At 65.2% G+C, this 19,141-nt stretch carries 16 protein-coding genes; 9 read left to right on the forward strand and 7 right to left on the reverse strand.

Features of this window, described 5'->3' with window-relative positions:
* Positions 1 to 43 precede the first annotated feature (43 nt).
* A complete protein-coding gene (locus QX039_RS24060) occupies positions 44 to 1,828 on the forward strand; it encodes an acyl-CoA dehydrogenase family protein (RefSeq protein WP_315734798.1) in 1,785 nt (594 codons plus the stop codon).
* A 41-nt stretch (positions 1,829 to 1,869) separates the two neighbouring features.
* Positions 1,870 to 2,958, forward strand: a complete 1,089-nt coding sequence (locus QX039_RS24065; RefSeq protein WP_315734796.1) for a Zn-dependent alcohol dehydrogenase — start codon at positions 1,870 to 1,872, stop codon at positions 2,956 to 2,958.
* Positions 2,959 to 3,140: 182 nt separating this feature from the next.
* Here the strand turns inward: QX039_RS24065 and QX039_RS24070 are convergent, their stop codons facing one another.
* From QX039_RS24070 to mbfA, 3 genes are all read right to left on the reverse strand, one after another.
* A complete protein-coding gene (locus tag QX039_RS24070; RefSeq protein ID WP_315734794.1) occupies positions 3,141 to 4,610 on the reverse strand; it encodes an amidase in 1,470 nt (489 codons plus the stop codon).
* Between the two features lie 83 nt (positions 4,611 to 4,693).
* Positions 4,694 to 5,224, reverse strand: coding sequence for a cytochrome b (locus tag QX039_RS24075; protein WP_315734792.1), 531 nt, complete (start codon positions 5,222 to 5,224; stop codon positions 4,694 to 4,696).
* Between the two features lie 78 nt (positions 5,225 to 5,302).
* Positions 5,303 to 6,274: an iron exporter MbfA gene (gene mbfA, locus QX039_RS24080; RefSeq protein ID WP_315713729.1), complete on the reverse strand. Its 972-nt coding sequence runs from the start codon at positions 6,272 to 6,274 to the stop codon at positions 5,303 to 5,305.
* A 202-nt stretch (positions 6,275 to 6,476) separates the two neighbouring features.
* Here mbfA and QX039_RS24085 point away from each other — a divergent pair, with 202 nt between their 5' ends.
* Complete coding sequence (locus tag QX039_RS24085; RefSeq protein ID WP_315734790.1) at positions 6,477 to 7,199, forward strand: hypothetical protein; 723 nt, start codon at positions 6,477 to 6,479, stop codon at positions 7,197 to 7,199.
* A 72-nt stretch (positions 7,200 to 7,271) separates the two neighbouring features.
* On the opposite strand, the gene QX039_RS24090 is transcribed toward QX039_RS24085, so the two are convergent.
* The 4 genes from QX039_RS24090 to QX039_RS24105 form a co-directional block, all read right to left on the reverse strand.
* Positions 7,272 to 7,649, reverse strand: a complete 378-nt coding sequence (locus tag QX039_RS24090; protein WP_315734788.1) for a hypothetical protein — start codon at positions 7,647 to 7,649, stop codon at positions 7,272 to 7,274.
* Between the two features lie 95 nt (positions 7,650 to 7,744).
* Complete coding sequence (locus tag QX039_RS24095) at positions 7,745 to 8,815, reverse strand: alpha/beta hydrolase (RefSeq protein WP_315735695.1); 1,071 nt, start codon at positions 8,813 to 8,815, stop codon at positions 7,745 to 7,747.
* Between the two features lie 260 nt (positions 8,816 to 9,075).
* Positions 9,076 to 10,614 (reverse strand): acyl-CoA synthetase, encoded by a 1,539-nt coding sequence (locus tag QX039_RS24100; RefSeq protein WP_315734786.1) that lies wholly within the window; start codon positions 10,612 to 10,614, stop codon positions 9,076 to 9,078.
* 169 nt (positions 10,615 to 10,783) lie between these two features.
* The gene (locus tag QX039_RS24105; RefSeq protein ID WP_315734784.1) at positions 10,784 to 11,956 is read right to left on the reverse strand and encodes an acetyl-CoA C-acetyltransferase; all 1,173 of its coding nucleotides are present in this window, start codon (positions 11,954 to 11,956) and stop codon (positions 10,784 to 10,786) included.
* 138 nt (positions 11,957 to 12,094) lie between these two features.
* Here QX039_RS24105 and QX039_RS24110 point away from each other — a divergent pair, with 138 nt between their 5' ends.
* The 6 genes from QX039_RS24110 (at position 12,095) to QX039_RS24135 (ending at position 19,094) form a co-directional block, all read left to right on the forward strand.
* Entirely contained in the window at positions 12,095 to 12,754 is a 660-nt protein-coding gene (locus QX039_RS24110; RefSeq protein ID WP_315734782.1) for a TetR family transcriptional regulator, read from the forward strand.
* 83 nt (positions 12,755 to 12,837) lie between these two features.
* Positions 12,838 to 13,596 (forward strand): SDR family NAD(P)-dependent oxidoreductase, encoded by a 759-nt coding sequence (locus QX039_RS24115; RefSeq protein WP_315734780.1) that lies wholly within the window; start codon positions 12,838 to 12,840, stop codon positions 13,594 to 13,596.
* A gap of 153 nt (positions 13,597 to 13,749) precedes the next feature.
* Positions 13,750 to 14,556: an enoyl-CoA hydratase/isomerase family protein gene (locus QX039_RS24120; RefSeq protein WP_315734778.1), complete on the forward strand. Its 807-nt coding sequence runs from the start codon at positions 13,750 to 13,752 to the stop codon at positions 14,554 to 14,556.
* A 41-nt stretch (positions 14,557 to 14,597) separates the two neighbouring features.
* Positions 14,598 to 16,466 (forward strand): AMP-binding protein, encoded by a 1,869-nt coding sequence (locus QX039_RS24125; RefSeq protein WP_315734776.1) that lies wholly within the window; start codon positions 14,598 to 14,600, stop codon positions 16,464 to 16,466.
* A gap of 135 nt (positions 16,467 to 16,601) precedes the next feature.
* A complete protein-coding gene (locus tag QX039_RS24130; RefSeq protein WP_315734774.1) occupies positions 16,602 to 17,729 on the forward strand; it encodes an acyl-CoA dehydrogenase family protein in 1,128 nt (375 codons plus the stop codon).
* Between the two features lie 120 nt (positions 17,730 to 17,849).
* Positions 17,850 to 19,094 carry an acyl-CoA dehydrogenase gene (locus QX039_RS24135; protein ID WP_315734772.1) on the forward strand — a complete coding sequence of 415 codons (1,245 nt, stop codon included), beginning with the start codon at positions 17,850 to 17,852 and terminating at the stop codon, positions 19,092 to 19,094.
* Positions 19,095 to 19,141 lie beyond the last annotated feature (47 nt).

Below are 19,141 nucleotides of genomic sequence, written 5' to 3' on the forward strand. Positions count from 1 at the left end.
AGTCCATCAGAGACTTGCGGAAACGAACGAGGGCTTAACGATCATGCATCAGTTCCTGAAACGCGATGACGTGATGACCGGCGGCGCGAGGCCGGAGTTGCTGGCGCCCGATACCACGGGGCTGAACTTCTATCGCGCGGATCCGGCGCTCACCGATCTCCTGCGCATCCATCTGCCCGAGACGCTGTTTCGGCACCTCGTGCCGCATCTCGACCGTCTCGGCGAGCTCGCCGGCTCCTATCTCGACGAATGCGCCCGCTTGGCTGACCGTCATGGCCCCGTGCTGCACCAGCGCGACCGCTTCGGCCGCGACGTGCAGTGGGTCGAGTATCATCCCGCGTATCGCGAGCTGGAGCGCGCCGCCTTTAGCGAGTTCGGCATTCATGCGATGTCGATCCGCAAGGGCATTCTCGGCTGGCCGAGCAAATATCCCGTCGCGGCAAAGCACGCCTTCACCTTCCTGTTCAACCAGGCGGAGTTCGGTCTGGGCTGTCCGATCAATGTCACCGATGGCTGCGCCAAGCTGCTGGCGAGCTTCGGCAGCGACGGGCTCAAGGCCAAGTACCTCGATGGCCTGACGCAGACCGACATGAGAAAGCTGACCCAGGGTGGCCAGTTCATGACCGAGAAGGAGGGCGGCTCCGATGTCGGCACTTTGACGACGGTCGCCGTCCCGGAGGGCGACCATTGGCGCCTGCATGGCGAGAAATGGTTCTGCTCCAATGCCGATGCGAAAGTGGTGATGCTGCTGGCGCGGCCGCAAGATGCCGAAGCGGGAACGCGCGGCGTCGGCCTGTTCTTGATGCCGCGCTTCCTCGATGACGGCAGCCAGAACCACTATCGGATCGTGCGCCTCAAGGACAAGCTCGGCACCCGCTCGATGGCCTCGGGCGAGATCAAGCTGGAGGGCGCGATCGCCTATGCGGTCGGGCGGCTCGATCGCGGCTTCGTGCAGATGGCCGAGATGGTCAACTCGTCGCGTCTCTCCAACGGCGTCAAGTCGACTGCGCTGATGCGGCGGGCTTGGCACGACGCGATCACGGTCGCGCGCAACCGCGTGGTGTTCGGAAAACGCATCGTCGACCTGCCGCTCGGGCGGCGGCAACTGCTGAAGATCCTGCTCGCGACCGAGCAGGCGCTGTCGATGAGCTTCCTCACCGCCGACGCGCTCGACCGTGCCGAGGCCGGCAGCCAGGAGGCCGCGGCGCTGCTGCGCATCCTGACGCCGACATTGAAGTTCCGTGCCACGCGCGACGCGCGCAAGGTCTGCGGCGATGCCTTGGAGATGCGCGGCGGCATCGGCTATGTCGAGGAGTTCGTCACCGCGCGGCTGCTGCGCGACGCCCATCTCGGCTCGATCTGGGAGGGCACCGGCAACATCGTCGCGCTCGATGCGCTGAAGCGCGCCGTGGGCCGGCACGGTGCGGAGGCCGCGCTGGCAGCCGACCTGCATGCGCGGCTCGACGACAGCGCCGCCGTGCCGCAGGCCTGGCGCGATCAGCTGCATCGACTCGTGGATCGTGCCGTGGGCTTTGCGCGCGAGGTCGCGGGACGCGCCGACAATGAGTCCGAAGCGCGCCGCGCCACCAGCCTGCTGTATCACGTGGCGAGCGCCGTCTCGACGACCTGGGAAAGCGCGCGCATCCACGCGATGCGCGGTGACGCGCGCAGGCTGTTGCTGGCGAAGCTCATCGTCGCGCACCGGCTGACGCCGTCCGATCCGTTCCGGCTCGCGGAAAATAGGATGGATGATGCCATCGCGACACTGCTGCTCGGCGAACGTACCGCTGATATGGAGGAGGTTGGCGAACTGCTGTCAGCGGCGTAGGCTTGCCGCGACCAACAACAAACAAGATCGGGAGAACGCCAATGAAAGCCGCCGTGCTGATGGAGGTCAACAAGCCGCTGGTGATCGAGGACATCAGTGTGCCCAAGCCGGGGCCGCGGGAAGTGCTCATCCGCACGGCGGTGGCCGGTCTCTGCCATTCCGACCTGCACTTCATCGAAGGCCTGTATCCGCATCCGCTGCCCGCCGTGCTCGGCCATGAATCGGCTGGGATCGTCGAGCAGGTCGGCGCCGACGTAACCTATGTGAAGCCGGGCGATCATGTCGTCACGTGTTTGTCCGTGTTCTGCGGCACCTGCGACAACTGCACGACGGGCCGCCCGGTGCTGTGCACCGATACGACGGTGAAGATGCCGCCCGGCGCCTCCAACCGGCTGTCATGGGGACGAAGTGAGAAGCTGCACCAGTTTCTCAACCTCTCGTCCTTCGCCGAGCAGATGCTGGTGCACGAGAATGCGATCGTGAAGATCCGCCCGGACATGCCGCTCGACCTCGCGGCGCTGATCGGCTGCGGCGTCATCACCGGCTATGGCGCCGTCGTCAACACGGCGCGGGTGCAGGCCGGCGAGACCGTGGCCGTGATCGGCTGCGGCGGCGTCGGCATGGCTGCGATCAACGGCGCCGAGATCGCGGGCGCGGGCCGTATCATCGCCATCGACACCAATCCGGCCAAGCTGCAGCTTGCGACGAAACTGGGTGCGACTGACATCATCAATCCCGCTGAGGGCGACGTCGTGGCGCAGGTGCGCGAGCTCACCAAGGGCGGCGTGCATCACGCCTTCGAGGTGCTCGGGCGCAAGGAGACCGCCGAGCAGGCTTTCGCGATGCTGGCGCCTGGCGGCACCGCGACCATCGTCGGCATGATCCCGTTCGGCCAGAAGATCGAGCTGCACGGCTTCGACTTCCTGCGCGAGCGCCGCATCCAGGGCTCGTCGATGGGCTCGAACCACTTCCGCGTCGACATGCCCCGTCTCGTTGAGTTCTATCTGCGCGGCAAGCTGCATCTGGAGGACTGGATCTCCGCCAAGCTGAAGCTGTCCGAGATCAACGAGGGCTTTGCCAACATGAAAGCCGGCAAGACGCTGCGCAGCGTGATCATGTTCGACGCGTGAGGTGGGTGGTCGGGTGTGAGGCAGGTGATGAGGTTCGGCGGGTCTGCCTATTAGTTACCCGTCATGCCCGGGCTTGACCCGGGCATCCAGCCTCTCTGGAAGATGGATGGCCGGCCTGGCCATGACGATGTAGGACGACGGCGGAATTTGGCTAGGCGTTGTTGAAGAAGCCCGATCGCGAACTAGTCCGCAAACAGCGGCGGCGGGACGAAGCCGCCGAACTCGCGCTCGATCAGCTCGGCGAGCTTGAGCGGCGTGCGATCCTCGAAGAACGGGCCGACGATCTGCACCCCGACCGGCAGGCCGTCGGCAAGCCCAAGCGGAATCGCGGTGGCGGGCAGTCCGGGCAAGGTGGCGATGCCCGGCCAGGCGAGCTGATCGGTGTAGCAGTGCTCGACGCCGTCGATGCTGATGCGGCGCTGCTCCTGGTCGGGCGAATGGTCGTGCGGATAGGCCGGCGTCGGCATGATCGGGCAAATCACGGCATCGAAATGCTCGAACAGCGTTCGCCATTGCGCGCGCAGCCGCGCCCGCGCCCCGCCGGCCTGCACCCAGTCGCGATGGCTGAGCGCGATGCCGCGCAGCCGCTCGGCCGCGAGGCTCGCTGCCTCCTTCGGCAATTGCGCGGCCGCGTGGCTGGCGCCGGCGTGGACCTCCGCCGGCATGGTGGCGCCGATGAAGCCGAGCAGCATGCGCATGTAGAGCCGGCTCGATGCGGCGAAGTCCGGCAGCAGCGGGCTCTCCGTCGTGACGCTGACGCCGGCCCGCGCGAGGTCGGCCGCCAGCCGCTCGATCGCGCCGCGCACGGCGCTGTTGGTCGGCAGCAGCGGATCGCTCGCGACCACCAGCACGCGGAAATCCTGCAGGCGACCGTGACGCGGCGGAGGCAGGTCGAGGCGAAACGCCTTGCCGGCTTCGAGCGGGTCGGGGCCCGCGATCACATCGAGCAGCAGCGACAGATCAGCGGCCGAGCGGGCCATCGGGCCGACGACGGCGAGGTCCGCCTCGCCCGGCAGCGGCTGAAACGGCGGTGGCGTGTGGCCGCGCGAGGCCGCGAGGCCGTAGGTCGGCTTGTGCGCGGTGACGCCGCAATGAAACGCGGGGACCCGGAGCGAGCCGCCGATATCGGAGCCGAGCGACAGCGAGCCGTAGCCGGCCGCCAGTGCCGCGGCCGATCCGCCGGACGAACCGCCTGGCGTGCGGCCGAGATCGTAGGGATTGTTGGTGGTGCCGTAGATGTCGTTGTAGCTCTGCCAGTCGCCGAGCCCGAGCGGCACGTTGGTCTTGCCGAGCACGATGCCGCCGGCATCCTTCACGCGCGTCACCGTCAGCGCATCCTCGGCCGCGATGAAATCCCTATGCTGCGGAAAACCCCAGGTCGTCGGCAGGCCGGCGACGTTGTAGGATTCCTTCACCGTGAGCGGAAGGCCGAGCAGGGGCCGCCGTTCGCCGCGCGCCAGCGCCGCGTCGGCGACGTCAGCGGCAGCGAGCGCGCGCTCGAAATCGCGCACGCAGACGGCGTTGATCTCGGAGTCATGACGTTCGATGCGGTCGATGGCGAGCTTGGTCAGCTCCACCGACGAGATCTGACGATCTGCCAATGCCTTCGCCGTGTCGACGGCGGTTGCGAACGTCCATTGCGGTGCGGCCAAGGTCGATCCTCCCGGTGCGATGTTTGCCGGGAGTCTTAACCGATGCGGATGGCGATCGCTTGACCAAAATTGCGGACTATCCTCTAGCCCGGCAGCATCCGCTGCATGACGCGGTCGCGATAGATGAAGACGTGCGCGATCGCGGCGGCGACGTGAACGACGATCAGGATCAGCAGCAGCCATTCGGATGCCTGGTGCAGCCCGTCGATGGCGCGGTTACCGGCCGGGTTGCGCGCGGCCAGCATAGGCACCGGAAGCAGGAAGAAGAACGACACGCTCCAGCCGCGGAACGAGGCGAACAGCCAGCCGGTGATGGTGCTCGCCAGCACCATCACATAGAGCATCCAGTGCACGACCTCCGAGCTCAGCCGCTGCCAGGGCGGCAGTGAGCTCTCCGGTGCGACGGGGTGGGTGAGCCGCCAGAAGAAGCGCACCAGGATCAGCGCGAGGATGGTGAGACCGAACGAGATGTGCAGGATCATCGGCGCGCCGGGGGGTGTGTTCGCGTGCAGGTCCGGCATCAGCCAGCCGATCGGATACTGGATGGCGAGCAGCGCCACCGCCAGCCAGTGCAGGATCTTCGCGGGCGTGCCGTAATGCAAGCGTGGCGTCATAACGAGTTTTCCGTTGTGATCGGTCTGGCGCCATCAGCCTCGCGGCTGGACGTTTCGCAAGACGCCGGGGTGCGGATGCTAGGCCGCTCCTATGAGAATTCCGACGCCGAGCACGATGATGCCGCCGAGCACGATCTGGAACACCGCCTGCAGGAACGGCGTGTCCATGTAGCGCGCGCGGATGTAGGCGATCGCCCACAGCTCGAAGAATACGACGAGACTGGCGATCGCGGTCGCAATCCAGAACGCGTTGGTCCAGGAGTCCGGGACGAGATAGGGCATCGTGTGCCCCAATCCGCCGAGCGTGGTCATCGCGCCGCACACGGCGCCGCGCAGCCACGGCGAGCCGCGGCCCGTCAGCGAGCCGTCGTCGGACAGCGCCTCGGCAAAGCCCATGCTGATGCCGGCACCGATCGAGGCGGCGAGACCGACCAGGAAGGTCTGGAAGTTCTGATGTGTGGCGAAGGCGGCGGCGAACAGCGGCGCCAGCGTCGAGACCGAGCCGTCCATCAGGCCGGCGAGACCGGGCTGGACATATTGCAGCACGAACACGCGCCGCCGCGTCTCGTCCTCCTTGTGCCGGACGTCCGGGCTGAGGATCTTGTCGGTCAGTTTCGCCGCGACCTTCTCGTGGCCCTTCTCGGCCTCGGCGAGATCGCCGAGCAGCCGGCGCACGCCGACGTCCTTGGCCTGCTCGGCGGCCTTGGCGTAGAAGCGCTCGGCCTCGAACTCCATCGTGCCGACCTCGCGGCGGATGGCGTCGAGCGACAGGTTCTTGGTCAGCCAGATCGGCCGGCGCTGCATGAAGCCCTTGACGTTCTCGCGCCGGATCGGCGGCAGGTTCTTGCCGAAGCGCTCCTCATAGAGCTCGAGCAGCATGTGGCGGTGGCCCTTCTCCTCCTCGGCCATCTGCTCGAACAGCTTGGCCGAATCCGGATAACGTTCCGCCAGATCCTCCGCGAAGCTCATATAGATGCGGCCGTCTTCCTCTTCGGCCGAGATCGCGATTGCCAGGATCTCGCGCTCGGTGAGGTCGGCGAAGTTCTTCATTCCAAGGTCCCCGGATCTCTCGCTCTCAACATTCGAGTGTTTAGAACGTTTCTAAAGTCTATATGGATTTGCCGCACCGCGGTCAAACTCCGGCCGCTGATTGGTCGCGAAACCCTTTCGTGACGTCGCATTCAAGCTCCAGTCATGGAACTGCGAGGATAGTCCGTCGTTCGCGTTCCGCTCAGCCACCTAAGGAGTTCCAATGGATAGCGTCAAATATCGGCTCAACGATCCAGGGTTGGCGCCGCGCCGCACCCGGATGGACATCCCGGGCTGGGCGGGCGAACGCCAGCCACGCGCGAATGGCTCGCATGAGCAGGTCTGGCATTGCGTACCATTCTCGGAAGGTGCGCAATATGGCATCGAGCTGTTTTATCCCTACGACTTCGAGCTGCAGGTCACCACGCGCGACGGCAAGCTGGAGCTGTCCGGCGACTGGGGCGAGCCGCCGAGCCCGAGCCTGCAATGGCCGCCATTCCGCAATTTCGGCGATGCCTTCTACACCTACCAGATCCTGCTCGATCTCAAGGTGCCCAACGGCTTTGCGATCCGGACCGAGCCGCATCCGCGATTCTACACCGACCGCACCGACACCTGCCCGATCGCGGTGCCGGCGCTGGTGCGCAGTTTCTGGCCGATGCTGTTCTTTTGTGTGTTCAAGGCGCCTGCCGAGGGCCGGACCCACGTCTTCCGCCCCGGCGAGCCGTTCGCGCAGGTGATCGTGATTCCCGAGGAGGCGAACTTCACCGTCGAGCCGATGAGCCCCGACGAAGCGGCGGAACGCGAGCTGCAGTCACGCCGGATCCATGCCAGCCGGCCGGTGCTCGCCAAGGACACCGAATGGGTGTCGAGCACCGATACGGTGTTCGACGGCACCTACCGCCACCTGCATCGCGCCGCGAAGGAGAAGGCGCGCAAATCGTGAGGACGCTCTGCTGACATGAAAGAGGCGCCGACCTCGCGGCCGGCGCCCCGTCAAACCATCATCGCGATGCGATCAGTAGCGATCGTAGTACCAGTGATGGTGGTGATGATGGTGATGGTGGTGATACCAGCGCCGCGGCGGCACCACGTAGACGCGCGGACCATAGCCGTAGCCATAGCCATAGCCGCGCCAGTAGCCATGGTGGTGATGGTGATGATGATGGTGGTGATGGTACCATTGCGCGAGCTGAACCTTCGGCTCGGCCGTCGGCGGTCCCTGCTCGTCGAGTGCTTGAAGCACCTTGGCGGCGTTCGGAATCGGCTCGAGCAGGTCGGCGTAGGAATTGGCCTTCAGGACATCGGTCGGGGCGGGAGCCGCCGACGCCTGCGCCGTGCCGAGCGCGCCGACAGCGGCGACCGCGCCCAACAAGCCTGCGATCTTCTTATCCATAAATCATCTCCTGATGCGCATCGCCCGGATGCAGAAACGTCAACCCCGAATGTTCGTTCCTCGATTCGCCTGATAGTTCGAAACGGCGTCCGAAATCAGGCTGTCAGTCTGTTCAGGAACGTTAACAGGAGCTCATTGACTCGTTCATGTTGCTCCTGCTGCACCCAATGACCGGCGCGATCGATCAGCTCGCACAGCATCATGTTGGTGCACACTCGGGATTGCATCGCCTCAAACACGCCGGGCCGTTGGTAGATGCCCCAGTCTTGCAGGCCCGAGATGAATGCAGACGGAACGTCGATGGTGAGATCCGACCACGTCTGCAATTCAGCGTCGAATAGGCCGGACGTGCCGCAGCGGTACCACTGCAGTCCGCCCTGGAAGCCGTTTCGTTCATATTCGGCGGTGTAGACAGCGAGTTCATGGTCCGGCAGCCAGCGATTCGCCGCGATCGCCGCCGCATCTGGCATCTCCTCGGCGACGGTCCCGGCCATCGTCTTGCCGAGGTCCATTACGTAGTAGGTCGGTAGCTTCGCGAGCTCGCTCGCGCTCCACGCCTGCAGCGGGTAAGGGGCGTTGCCCGCCCAGTCCGCGCTCTTGTGATGGTAATAGGCGCGCAGGAAGTCATGCAGTCCCTGCGGCGCCCGATGCATGTCCGTATTGGCCTGCCGCGTCGCGTAGTACCATTGATAGTGCTTGCGCGGCCGCGGCAGCGCGGCCAGTTCGCGATGCACGGGATCCTCCTGCGGCGCGAGCGGATGACCGGCGATGTCGAACGGTGCTGCCGGTGGCCCCGGGAACGGTGCGCTCATCATCACGACCGATCGAAAGACATCGGGGCGGATCACCGCGCACCACGCCGCGACGGGGCTGCCGAAGTCGTGGCCGATGACAGAAGCGACATGGCGATGGCCGAATGCATAGACCACGCCAAGCGCATCACGCACCAGATTGGTGAATCGAAACGGCGCGAGATCGTCGTCATAGTCGGCGCTCCACCCCGTGGTGCGGCCATAGCCGCGCTGGTCCGGCGCCAGCACGTGATATCCGGCGGCGGCCAACGCCGGCATCACCTTGCGCCAGCTATAGGCCAGCTCGGGAAAGCCGTGTAGCAGCAGCATACAGGGGCGGCCGGGCGTCTCGAAGCCGGCTTCCAGCACGTGCATGCGCAGGCCGTTGATGCCGTCGACGAAGCGCGAGCGGATCGTGGATGGGAGGGGAAGCGGGGGAAGGGACTGGGACATGGCGTGCACTCTCCTCGCGTCGTCCCGGCCAAGCGAGCGAAGCGAGCGCGAGCCGGGATCCAGGGATCCATAACCACAGGCGCTCATGTGGCGCCAAGCTGGAGCTTATACCCTTCGCATCATCGGCTGCGGTGGCTATGGTTCCCGGCGCAAGGCCGGGACGACAGCTACCGTTATTGGAGCTATGCCGCGCCCTTCTTCGGCCAGTAGCGCTCGCGCAGGTGGCGCTTGACCAGCTTGCCGGTCGGCGTGCGCGGCAGTTCCGGCTCGAAGTCGATCGAGCGCGGGCACTTGATCGGCGACAGATGCTGGCGGCAGAACAGGATCAATTGCTCTTCGAGCGCCTTGCCGGCGCGCGCCATGTCGTGCGGCTGCACCACCGCCTTGACCTCCTCGCCCATCTCCTCGTTGGGAACGCCGAACACCGCGACGTCGGCCACCTCCGGGTGGGTGATGAGGACGTCCTCGGTCTCCTGCGGGTAGATGTTCACGCCGCCGGAGATGATCATGTAGGACTTGCGGTCGGTGAGATAGAGGAAGCCGTCGGCATCGAGATAGCCGACATCGCCGAGGGTCGACCAGCCCTTGTCATTATAGGCGCGCTTCGTCTTCTCCGGATCGTTGTGATAGGAGAACACAGGTGCGTCGGCAAAGTAGACCGAGCCGATCTCCCCGATGGGCAGCTCCTGGTCGTCCTCGCCGAGGATCTTGATCTTGCCGACGACGGCACGGCCGACGCTGCCGCGGTGCTCCAGCCACTGCTTCGAGGTGCAGACGGTGACGCCGTTGCCTTCGGAGCCGGCATAATATTCAATCAGGATCGGACCCCACCATTCGATCATCCTGGCCTTGACGTCGACCGGGCAGGGCGCTGCGGCGTGGATCGCACCCTTCAAGGTCGAGACGTCGTAGCGCTTGCGGACGTCCTCCGGCAGCTTGAGCATGCGCACGAACATGGTCGGCACAAGCTGTGACTGCGTGACCTTGTATGTCTCGACGAGCTTCAGGAACTCCTCGGCGTCGAAATGCTCCATGATGATCGAGGTGCCGCCGAGCACGGATACCATCATGTTGAAGCGCAGCGGCGCAGCGTGATAGAGCGGTGCCGGCGACAGGTAGATGCTGTCGGCGTTCATGCCGCACATGTCGGCGCAGAGCACGCGCAGGAACTGGTTCGGCTGATCGATCGGATTGCCTTCGAAGTCCTTCTTGATGCCCTTCGGCCGTCCCGTCGTGCCCGACGAGTACAGCATGTCATAGCCGGCGACCTGGTCGGCAATCGGCGTCGTCGGCTGGGCACCAGCCTCCTTGTCCCAGGAGCGGAAGCCGGGCTCGGGCTCGTCGACCATGAAGAACAGCGGGCCGTCCGTGCCGCTCACGAGATCGCGGACCTGCTCGGCGCATTTCGGCGAGGTGATGAAGACCTTGGCGCCGCAATCCTTGATGATGTAGGCGATCTCGTCCTTGGTGAGATAGCGGCTGATCGCGGTATAGTAGAGACCGGAACGCTGCGCGGCCCAGGCGATCTCCATGAAGGCCAGCCGGTTCTCCATCAGGAAGGCGATATGGTCGCCGGCTTTCAGGCCCAGCGCACGAAAAAGCTGCGCGCCCTGATTGGAGAGCTCGTCGAGCTCGCGATAGGTGATGGCCTTGCCGCTGCCGGCCATCTGATAGGCGATCTTGTCGGGATGGCTTCGGGCGTGGATGGAGGGGTGGGTCATGAGGGCACACCGCTTGATCAGGATGGCTGTCGTCCCCGCGAAAGCGGAGACCCATAACCACCGAATGAAATTGGGAAGCGAGCTGGAGCTCCAGCTCAGCTCGACCACGAACACGTGGGAGTATGGGGCCCGGCGCAAGGCCGGGACGACACCATTGCTGTAGCGAGGACTACAGCCGCTCCACGATCGTCACGTTCGCCATGCCGCCGCCTTCGCACATCGTCTGCAACCCATAGCGCTTGTTGCGGGCCTTCAGCGCATGCAGCAGCGTGGTCATCAGCTTGGTGCCGGAGCCGCCGAGCGGATGGCCGAGCGCGATGGCGCCGCCATTGACGTTGAGCCTGTCAGGATCGGCGCGGGTTGCCTTCAGCCACGCGGTCGGCACCGATGCGAAGGCCTCGTTGACCTCGTAAAGATCGATGTCGTCGATCGACATGCCCGCCTTCTGCAGCGCGCGCTGCGTCGCCGGCAGCGGCGCCTCCAGCATGATCACGGGGTCGCCGCCCATCATGGTCATGTGGTGGACGCGGGCCAGCGGCTTGACGCCGAGCGACTTCAGGCCGCGCTCGTTGACGACCATGACGCCGGACGCGCCGTCGCAGATCTGGCTGGCCGTGGCCGCCGTCAGCCTGCCGTTCTCGGCGATCAGCTTGACGTTTCTGATGCCGTCGAGGCTGACGTCGAAGCGGATGCCCTCGTCGATGTGGTGGGTGTCGGTCGAGCCGTCGGTACGGGTGATCTGGAGCGGGATGATCTCGTCCTTGAAGTGCCCTGCTTGCGTGGCGGCAATCGCGCGCTGATGGCTGTTATAGGCGTATTCGTCGAGCTCATCCTTGGAGAGACCGTACTTCTCCGCCATCATTTCCGCGCCGGTGAACTGGCTGAACTGGATGTTCGGATAGCGGCTCTCGATGCCAGGGCTCTTGTAGTGCCCGAAGCCGTTCTTCGCCGGCAGGGTCGATGACAGGCCCATCGGCACCCGGGTCATCGACTCCACGCCGGCGGCGATCACGACATCCATCGCGCCGGACATCACCGCCTGCGCAGCGAAGTGCAGCGCCTGCTGCGACGAGCCGCACTGCCGGTCGATCGAGGTGCCCGGCACGCTCTCCGGCAGCTTCGAGGCCATCACCGCATTGCGCGCGATGTTGTTCGATTGCTCGCCGGTCTGCATGACGCAGCCCATGATCACGTCCTCGACCTGGTCCGGCGCGGCGCCGGAGCGATCGACCAGCGTATCCAGCACCTTCGCAGCGAGATCGGCCGGATGCCAGCCGGCCAGACGGCCACCCTTGCGGCCGCCGGCCGTGCGTGCGGCCGCGACGATGTAGGCTTCCGCCATGACGTGTCCTCCCTAGACTTGGTGTTCGTGATTGCGCGCGATTTAAATGCTCCAATGTCGGTTAGTCAATCGATCAATTAACTCTTGAGATCAACTCCGGCTTCGGCTTATCTGCCGCGATCAATTGCGAGATGCGTCTTGGGACCTCAGCTCCAGAACAGCGTGCCGGAAAAGCTTCCCGCGGGACGGAATGCCACCGCGGAGAAGCTGCTGGACGCAGCGAGCGAGCTGATGATTCAGAGGTCCTCGATCGAAATTTCGCTCAGCGACATCGCCCAGAAGTCCGGCGCCAACGCCGCCCTGGTCAAATATCATTTCGGCAACAAGGACGGGCTGCTGTTGGCGCTGCTCGCCCGCGATGCTGCGACCGAGGTCGCCAATCTCGATTATCTGCTGGCGCAGCCGCTTGCGCCGACGGCCAAGCTCAAGCTGCACATCAGCGGCATCATCCGCGCCTATCACCGGTTTCCCTACATGAACCGGCTGATCCACTATCTGCTGCACGAGAGCAGCGCCGAAGCCGCGGATGAAGTGTCGAAGTTCTTCGTCGCGCCGCTGTTGGATTTCCATCGCCGGCTGATCGAGGAGGGCGTCGCCAAGGGCGAGTTCCGCGCCGTGGATCCGGTGCTGTTCTATACCAGCCTGATCGGCGCCTGCGATCATCTGTTCTTCGGCCGCCACGCGATGTCGCGCGCGATCGGCGTCGGCCCGGTCACCGATGATGTCTGCCGTCAGTACATCGCCCACATGGAGGCGCTGATCTGCGGCGGAATGTTGAAGAGGGCGAATGGCGAATAGGGAGTAGCGAATAGAGGTTCGCCCTATTCGCTACTCCCCATTCGCTATTCGCAAACAAAAAACGTCCAAGGAGGAAGCGTATTATGCAGTTGAACAACGTTGCCGTTCTCATCACCGGCGGTGGCTCGGGCCTGGGCGCCGCCACGGCGCGCGCCATGGCTGCCAAGGGCGCCAAGATCGCCGTGCTCGACCAGAGCAAGGAGAATGCGGAGAAGGTTGCCGCCGAGTTGAAGGGCGTCGCCATTCATGCCGACGTCACCGACGAGGAGCAGGTCAAGGCCGGCATCGCCAAGGCGGAAGCGGCGCATGGCGTCGCCCGCGTGCTGGTCAACTGCGCCGGCATCGGCGGCTCGCAGCGCATCGTCGGCAAGGACGGCGTCTATCCGCTCGCGAAGTTCGCCCGCATCATCAACGTCAACCTGATCGGCACCTTCAACGTGCTGCGGCTGTTCGCCGAGCGCCTCGTCACCGCCGAGCCGATCGGCGAGGAGCGTGGCGTCATCATCAACACGGCCAGCGTTGCCGCGTTCGAGGGCCAGATCGGACAGATCGCGTATTCGGCCTCGAAGGGCGGTGTCGTCGGTCTGACGTTGCCGGCGGCGCGCGATCTCGCCAGCCAGAAGATCCGCGTCAACACCATCGCGCCCGGCCTGTTCCTGACGCCGCTGCTGATGGGACTGAACGAAGAGGCGCGCAAGAGCCTGGGCGCCCAGGTGCCACATCCGGCCCGGCTCGGCGACGCCTCCGAGTACGGTAACCTCGCCGTCCACATCGTCGAGAATCCGATGCTGAACGGCGAGACCATCCGCCTCGACGGTGCCATCCGCATGGCGCCGCGCTAGCGGCAAGCTCCGCTGTCGTCCCGGCCTTGCGCCGGGACCCATACGCCGCGGCGTCTGAAACAGGCAATCTGACAGACGCCGTAGGTACAACACAAGCCGGTGGCTATGGATCCCGGCGTTCGCCGGGATGTTACTAAGGGTGGAGCGCGCGTCATGTCCCAACCGCTGCTGATCGAGCACGACAATGGTGTCGACCGGGTGACGCTCAATCGTCCGGACAGCCTCAACGCGCTCGATCCGGCGCTGATCGACGCGCTCAATGCCTATTTCGAAAGCCTGCAGCGCAATCGCACCACGCGGGTCGTCGTGCTGAAGGGCGCCGGCAAGAACTTCTGCGCCGGGCTCGATCTGAAAGCCGCGATGCAGCGTCGCGGCGGTGTCAATGAGCCCCCTGGCGTCACCGAGTCGTTGGATTCGCAGCGGCGCATCGCCGATATCGTGATGCTGATGCGGCGTTGTCCGCAGCCGATCATTGCGCTGGTGCAGGGCGCAGCCGCCGGCGGCGGCTTCGCCCTGGCGCTCGCGGCCGACATCCGCATCGCGTCGCGCTCGGCGCGGATGAACTGCGCCTTCATCAAGCTTGGCTTAGGGGGCTGCGACATCGGCACCAGCTACTTCCTGCCGCGCCTCGTCGGCGTCTCCGTCGCGTCTGAGCTCATTCTCACCGGCCGCTTCATCGGCGCCGAGCGCGCGCTGATGGTCGGGCTGGTGTCGGAGATCGTCGAGGACGACATGCTCGACAGCGCGGCCGCGCCCTTCGTCGATGCGATGATGACGGCCTCGCCGGTCGGACTTCGACTCTCGAAGGAATGCCTCAACATGAGCGTCGATGCGTCGTCGATCGAGGCCGTCATCGCCATGGAGGATCGCAACCAGGTGCTGTGCAGCCGCTCCGAAGATTTCAAGGAAGGTATTCAAGCCTTTCTTGAGAAGCGAAAGCCGGTCTATACCAACCGGTAGATATCAAGATCCGCAAAGGACGATATTTCGGGAGACGCAAAATGGACGGGACGGCAGCGAAGGTGCTGGAGAAGCCGGCATTCCGCAAGGTCAACTGGCTGGCGCGCGACATCGATGTCATCAGGCGCGGTGACGGCGTCATCGTCATCAAGTCGCGCATTCCGCTGCAGGCCTATGAGCCGCATTTGGCGGCGCCGCTCGCCCGCTGGGCCAAGGAGACGCCGACGCGGACCTGGCTCGCGCAACGTGGCGGCCCCGATCGTCGGTGGCGCAAGCTGTCCTATGCCGAGGCGAAACGGACCGTCGACGGGCTGACGCAGGGCCTGCTCAATCTGAAACTCGACGGCCGCCCGGTCGCGATCCTCTCCGGCAATTCAATCGAGCATGCGCTCATCACCATGGCCGCGATGCAGGCCCGTTCGCCGGCCGCTCCGGTGTCGCCGGCCTATTCGTTGATGAGCCATGATCATCTCAAGCTCAAATATCTGTTCGGGCTGGTGAAGCCGGGCGTTGTCATGGTGCAGGACGGCCCGACCTTCGAGAAGGCGTTGAAGGCGCTCGATCTCGACGGCGTCACCGTCATTCATGTCACGCGTCCGTGCGAGGGCATCCCCAGCGTCAGCTTCGCCGATCTCGCCGCGACGCCGGTCACCGGCGAGGTCGATGCCTCGATCGCGCAGATCACGCCGGATACCGTCGGCAAGCTCTTGTTCACCTCCGGCTCGACCGGCATGCCCAAGGCGGTCATCAACACCCAGCGCATGATGTGCGCCAATGCGGCGATGATGATGCAGACGCGGCCCCGCGGGCCTGATGCGCCGGTCTCTACCGTGCTCGACTGGATGCCGTGGAATCACACCATGGGCGGCAACGCGCTGTTCAATCCGCTCTTGATCGAGGGCGGCACGCTCTACATCGATGACGGCCGGCCGATGCCCGGCATGTTCGACGAAACCATCCGGAACCTGCGCGAGGTCTCGCCGACCTATTACGCCAACGTCCCCGCCGGCTATGCGGCGCTCGCGGCGGCGATGGAAAAGGACGACGCGCTGTGCCGCTCCTTCTTCAAGGATCTGGGCATCATGGCCTATGGCGGCGCGCGGCTGCCGGACGATCTGTACGAGCGCATGCAGGCGCTGGCGGTCAAGACCACCGGCGAGCGCATCGTGTTCTACACCGGCTGGGGCTCGACCGAGACGGCGCCGACCTCGACCGGCACCTATTGGAACACGGAGCGGGTCGGGCTCATCGGCCTGCCGTTCCCCGGCGTCGAGCTGAAGATGGTGCCGACCGGCGACAAGTACGAGCTGCGCCTGCGCGGCATCAACGTGATGCCCGGCTATTTCGGCCAGCCCGAGCTGACGAAGAAGGCGTTCGACGAGGAAGGGTTCTACTGCATCGGCGATGCCGGCGTGTTCGTCGATCCCAATGACCCGGCGCAAGGAATCATCTTCGCCGGCCGCGTGGTCGAAGATTTCAAGCTCACGACAGGCACCTTCGTCCATGTCGGCTCGCTTCGCACCGATGCGATCGCAGCCGCAACGCCGGCGATCCACGATGCGCTGGTGACGGGGCAGGACCGCGAATATGTCGGTCTCCTGGCCTGGCCCAATCTGCACGCCTGCCGCCAGTTGGTCGGTGATCCCAATGCGACGTTCGAGGATGTGGTGAAGCATCCTGCCGTCATCGACTGCGTCCGCCGTGGTCTCGAAGCCCATAATAAAGAGTGCGAGGGCGCGACCAGCCGGCGCATCGGCCGCGCCATGTTGATGGTCGAGCCGCCCTCGATCGATGGCCATGAGCTGACCGACAAGGGCTACATCAACCAGCGCGCCGGTCTCGAACGCCGCGCCGCGCTGGTCGAGCGGCTCTACGCGGCCGAGCCCGACAGCGACGTGATCGTGCTGTGATGACGCATTTTGAAACCGTCATTCCGGGGCACTCGCGCAGCGAGTGAACCCGGAATCCAGAGATAAATCAGATCGAGATTCCGGGTTCGATGCTGCGCATCGCCCCGGAATGACGATCAGGAAGCAGGTGAGGCCATGAACTTCGATTTCTCCGACGACCAGAAGCAGCTGCGGGACCAGGCGCGGAAGTTCCTCGCCGAGAAGTGTCCGCCCAAGGCGGTGCGTGTCGTGCTCGACGGCAAGGAGCCATACGACCGCGCGCTGTGGAAGGGCTTTGCCGAGATGGGCTTCCTCGGCGTGGCCATTCCGGAAGAATATGGCGGCGCGGGCGCCGGCCATCTCGAGCTCTGCGTGATCGCCGAGGAGGTCGGCCGCGCGCTGGCGCCGGTGCCGTTCTCGTCCACGGTCTATCTCGCCGCCGAAGCGCTGATGCTGGCTGGCAGCGATGCGCAGAAGCAGACCTGGCTGCCGAAAATAGCGAGCGGCGAGGCAATCGGCACGCTGGCGCTGTTCGAGGGCACCGGTAATCCGTCGCCGAAAGCGATCAAGTGTGAGGCCGCCAACGGCGTGCTCAACGGCACCAAGAAGCCGGTCGCCGACGGCGCCATCGCCGATCTCATCATCGTTGCCGCGCGTACCGGCTCGACCGGCCGCGACAGCGACATCTCGCTGTTCCTGGTCGACACCAGGGCGGGCGGTGTCGAAGCGAAGGCGCTGACCAATCTCGATCCGACCCGCGGCCAGGCCGAGCTCACCTTCAAGAACTGCAGGGCGGAGCCGCTCGGCGCCGCCGGCGAGGGCTGGAGCATCATCACCCAGGTGCTCGATCGCGCCGCGGTGCTCACCGCCTTCGAGCAGGTCGGCGGCTCCGACCGCGCGTTGGAGATGGGCCGCGACTACGCGCTCGACCGCATCGCCTTCGGCCGGCCGATCGGCTCGTTCCAGGCGGTCAAGCACATGCTCGCGGACATGTACGTGTCCGCGACCTTGGCGCGCTCGAATTCCTATTACGGCGCCTGGGCGCTCTCGACCAACGCTCCTGAGCTGCCGGAGGCCGCGGCCTCAGCGCGCATCAGCGCGACGCAAGCCTTTCAACACTGCGCCAAGAACAACATCCAGGTCCATGGCGGCATGGGTTTCACCTGGGAGTTCGACTGCCACATGTACTACCGCCGCGCCAACGCGCTCGCGCTCGGTCTCGGCAGTCTGTCCTATTGGGAGGACCAGCTGATCGACCGCATGCGCAAGCGCAATGCGGCGTGAGGTAAGGTGAGAACTCGTAGGGTGGGCAAAGCGAAGCGTGCCCACCATCGCGTCATGTGATTGCAACGGTGGGCACGGCGCGCTGCGCCTTTGCCCACCCTACGAAAGCAGGGTTTGACCATGAACTTCGATGACACCCCGCAGGAGGCTGCATTTCGCAGCCAGGCCCGCGTCTGGATCGCCGCCAATGCGCCCAAGCAGTATGAGGACGAGCTGCGCGCGACCTCGCTCGGCCGCGTCGCGCTGAAGAACGCTGACATTCTCGACGTCGCCAAGGCTTGGCAGAAGAAGAAGGCGGAGGCCGGCTGGGCCTGCCTGCATTGGCCGAAAGACTATGGCGGCCGCGGCGCCTCGCCGATCGAGCGCGTGATCTGGCAGCAGGAGGAGGGGCCCTACGGCAAGCTCTCCGGCATGTTCATCATCGGCCACGGCATGTGCGGCCCGACCATGATGGCCTACGCCTCCGAGGCGCATAAGCGGCAGTATCTGCCGCCGCTGGCCTCGGGCGAGAAGGTCTGGTGCCAGCTGTTCTCCGAGCCGGCCGGCGGTTCCGACGTCGCCGGCCTGCGCACCCGCGCCGAGAAGCGTGGCGACGACTGGATGATCAACGGCCAGAAGATCTGGACCTCGGGCGCGCATTATTCCGACTACGGCATCCTGCTGACGCGCACCGATCCGACGGTGCCGAAACACAAGGGGCTCACCATGTTCTTCCTGGACATGAAGAGTCCGGGCGTCGAGATCAGGCCGATCAAGCAGGCCAGCGGTCACTCCGATTTCAATGAGGTCTATTTCACCGACGTCGTGATCCCGGACTCGCAACGGCTCGGCGCCGTCAATGACGGCTGGAACGTCGCGCTGACAACGCTGATGAACGAGCGCATGTCGATCGGCGCCGGTGTCTCCACCGGTTTCCCGGAGCTGTTCGACTTCTGCTCGAACGTCATGCTCGATGATCGGCCCGCGATCGAGGACCGCAACGTTCGCTCAAAGCTGGCGAACTGGGCGGTGAAGGCGAGCGGACTGAAATACACCAGCATCCGTGCCATCTCGGCGCTGTCGAAGGGCGAGCGGCCGGGACCTGAGAACTCGATCGGCAAGCTGGTGGCGGGGCCGATGATCCAGGACGTCGCGGCTTACGCGCTGGACCTGCAGGGTGCCGCCGGCGTGCTGAGCGGCCCGGAGGCTGAGCTCGCCGGAAAATTCCAGGCGATGCTGTTGCGCGCGCCCGGCACCCGCGTCGAAGGCGGCACCGACGAGATCATGCGCAACATCATCGCCGAGCGCGTGCTCGGGTTGCCGGGTGACATCCGTGTCGACAAGGACGTGCCGTTCAATCAGGTGCCGACCCGGGGACGAAACTAACACGTGCAGTCGTAGGGCGGGTTAGCGCAGCGTAACCCGCCGTCAGC

Source organism: Bradyrhizobium sp. SZCCHNR1043 (genome assembly GCF_032489675.1).
Lineage (GTDB): Bacteria > Pseudomonadota > Alphaproteobacteria > Rhizobiales > Xanthobacteraceae > Bradyrhizobium.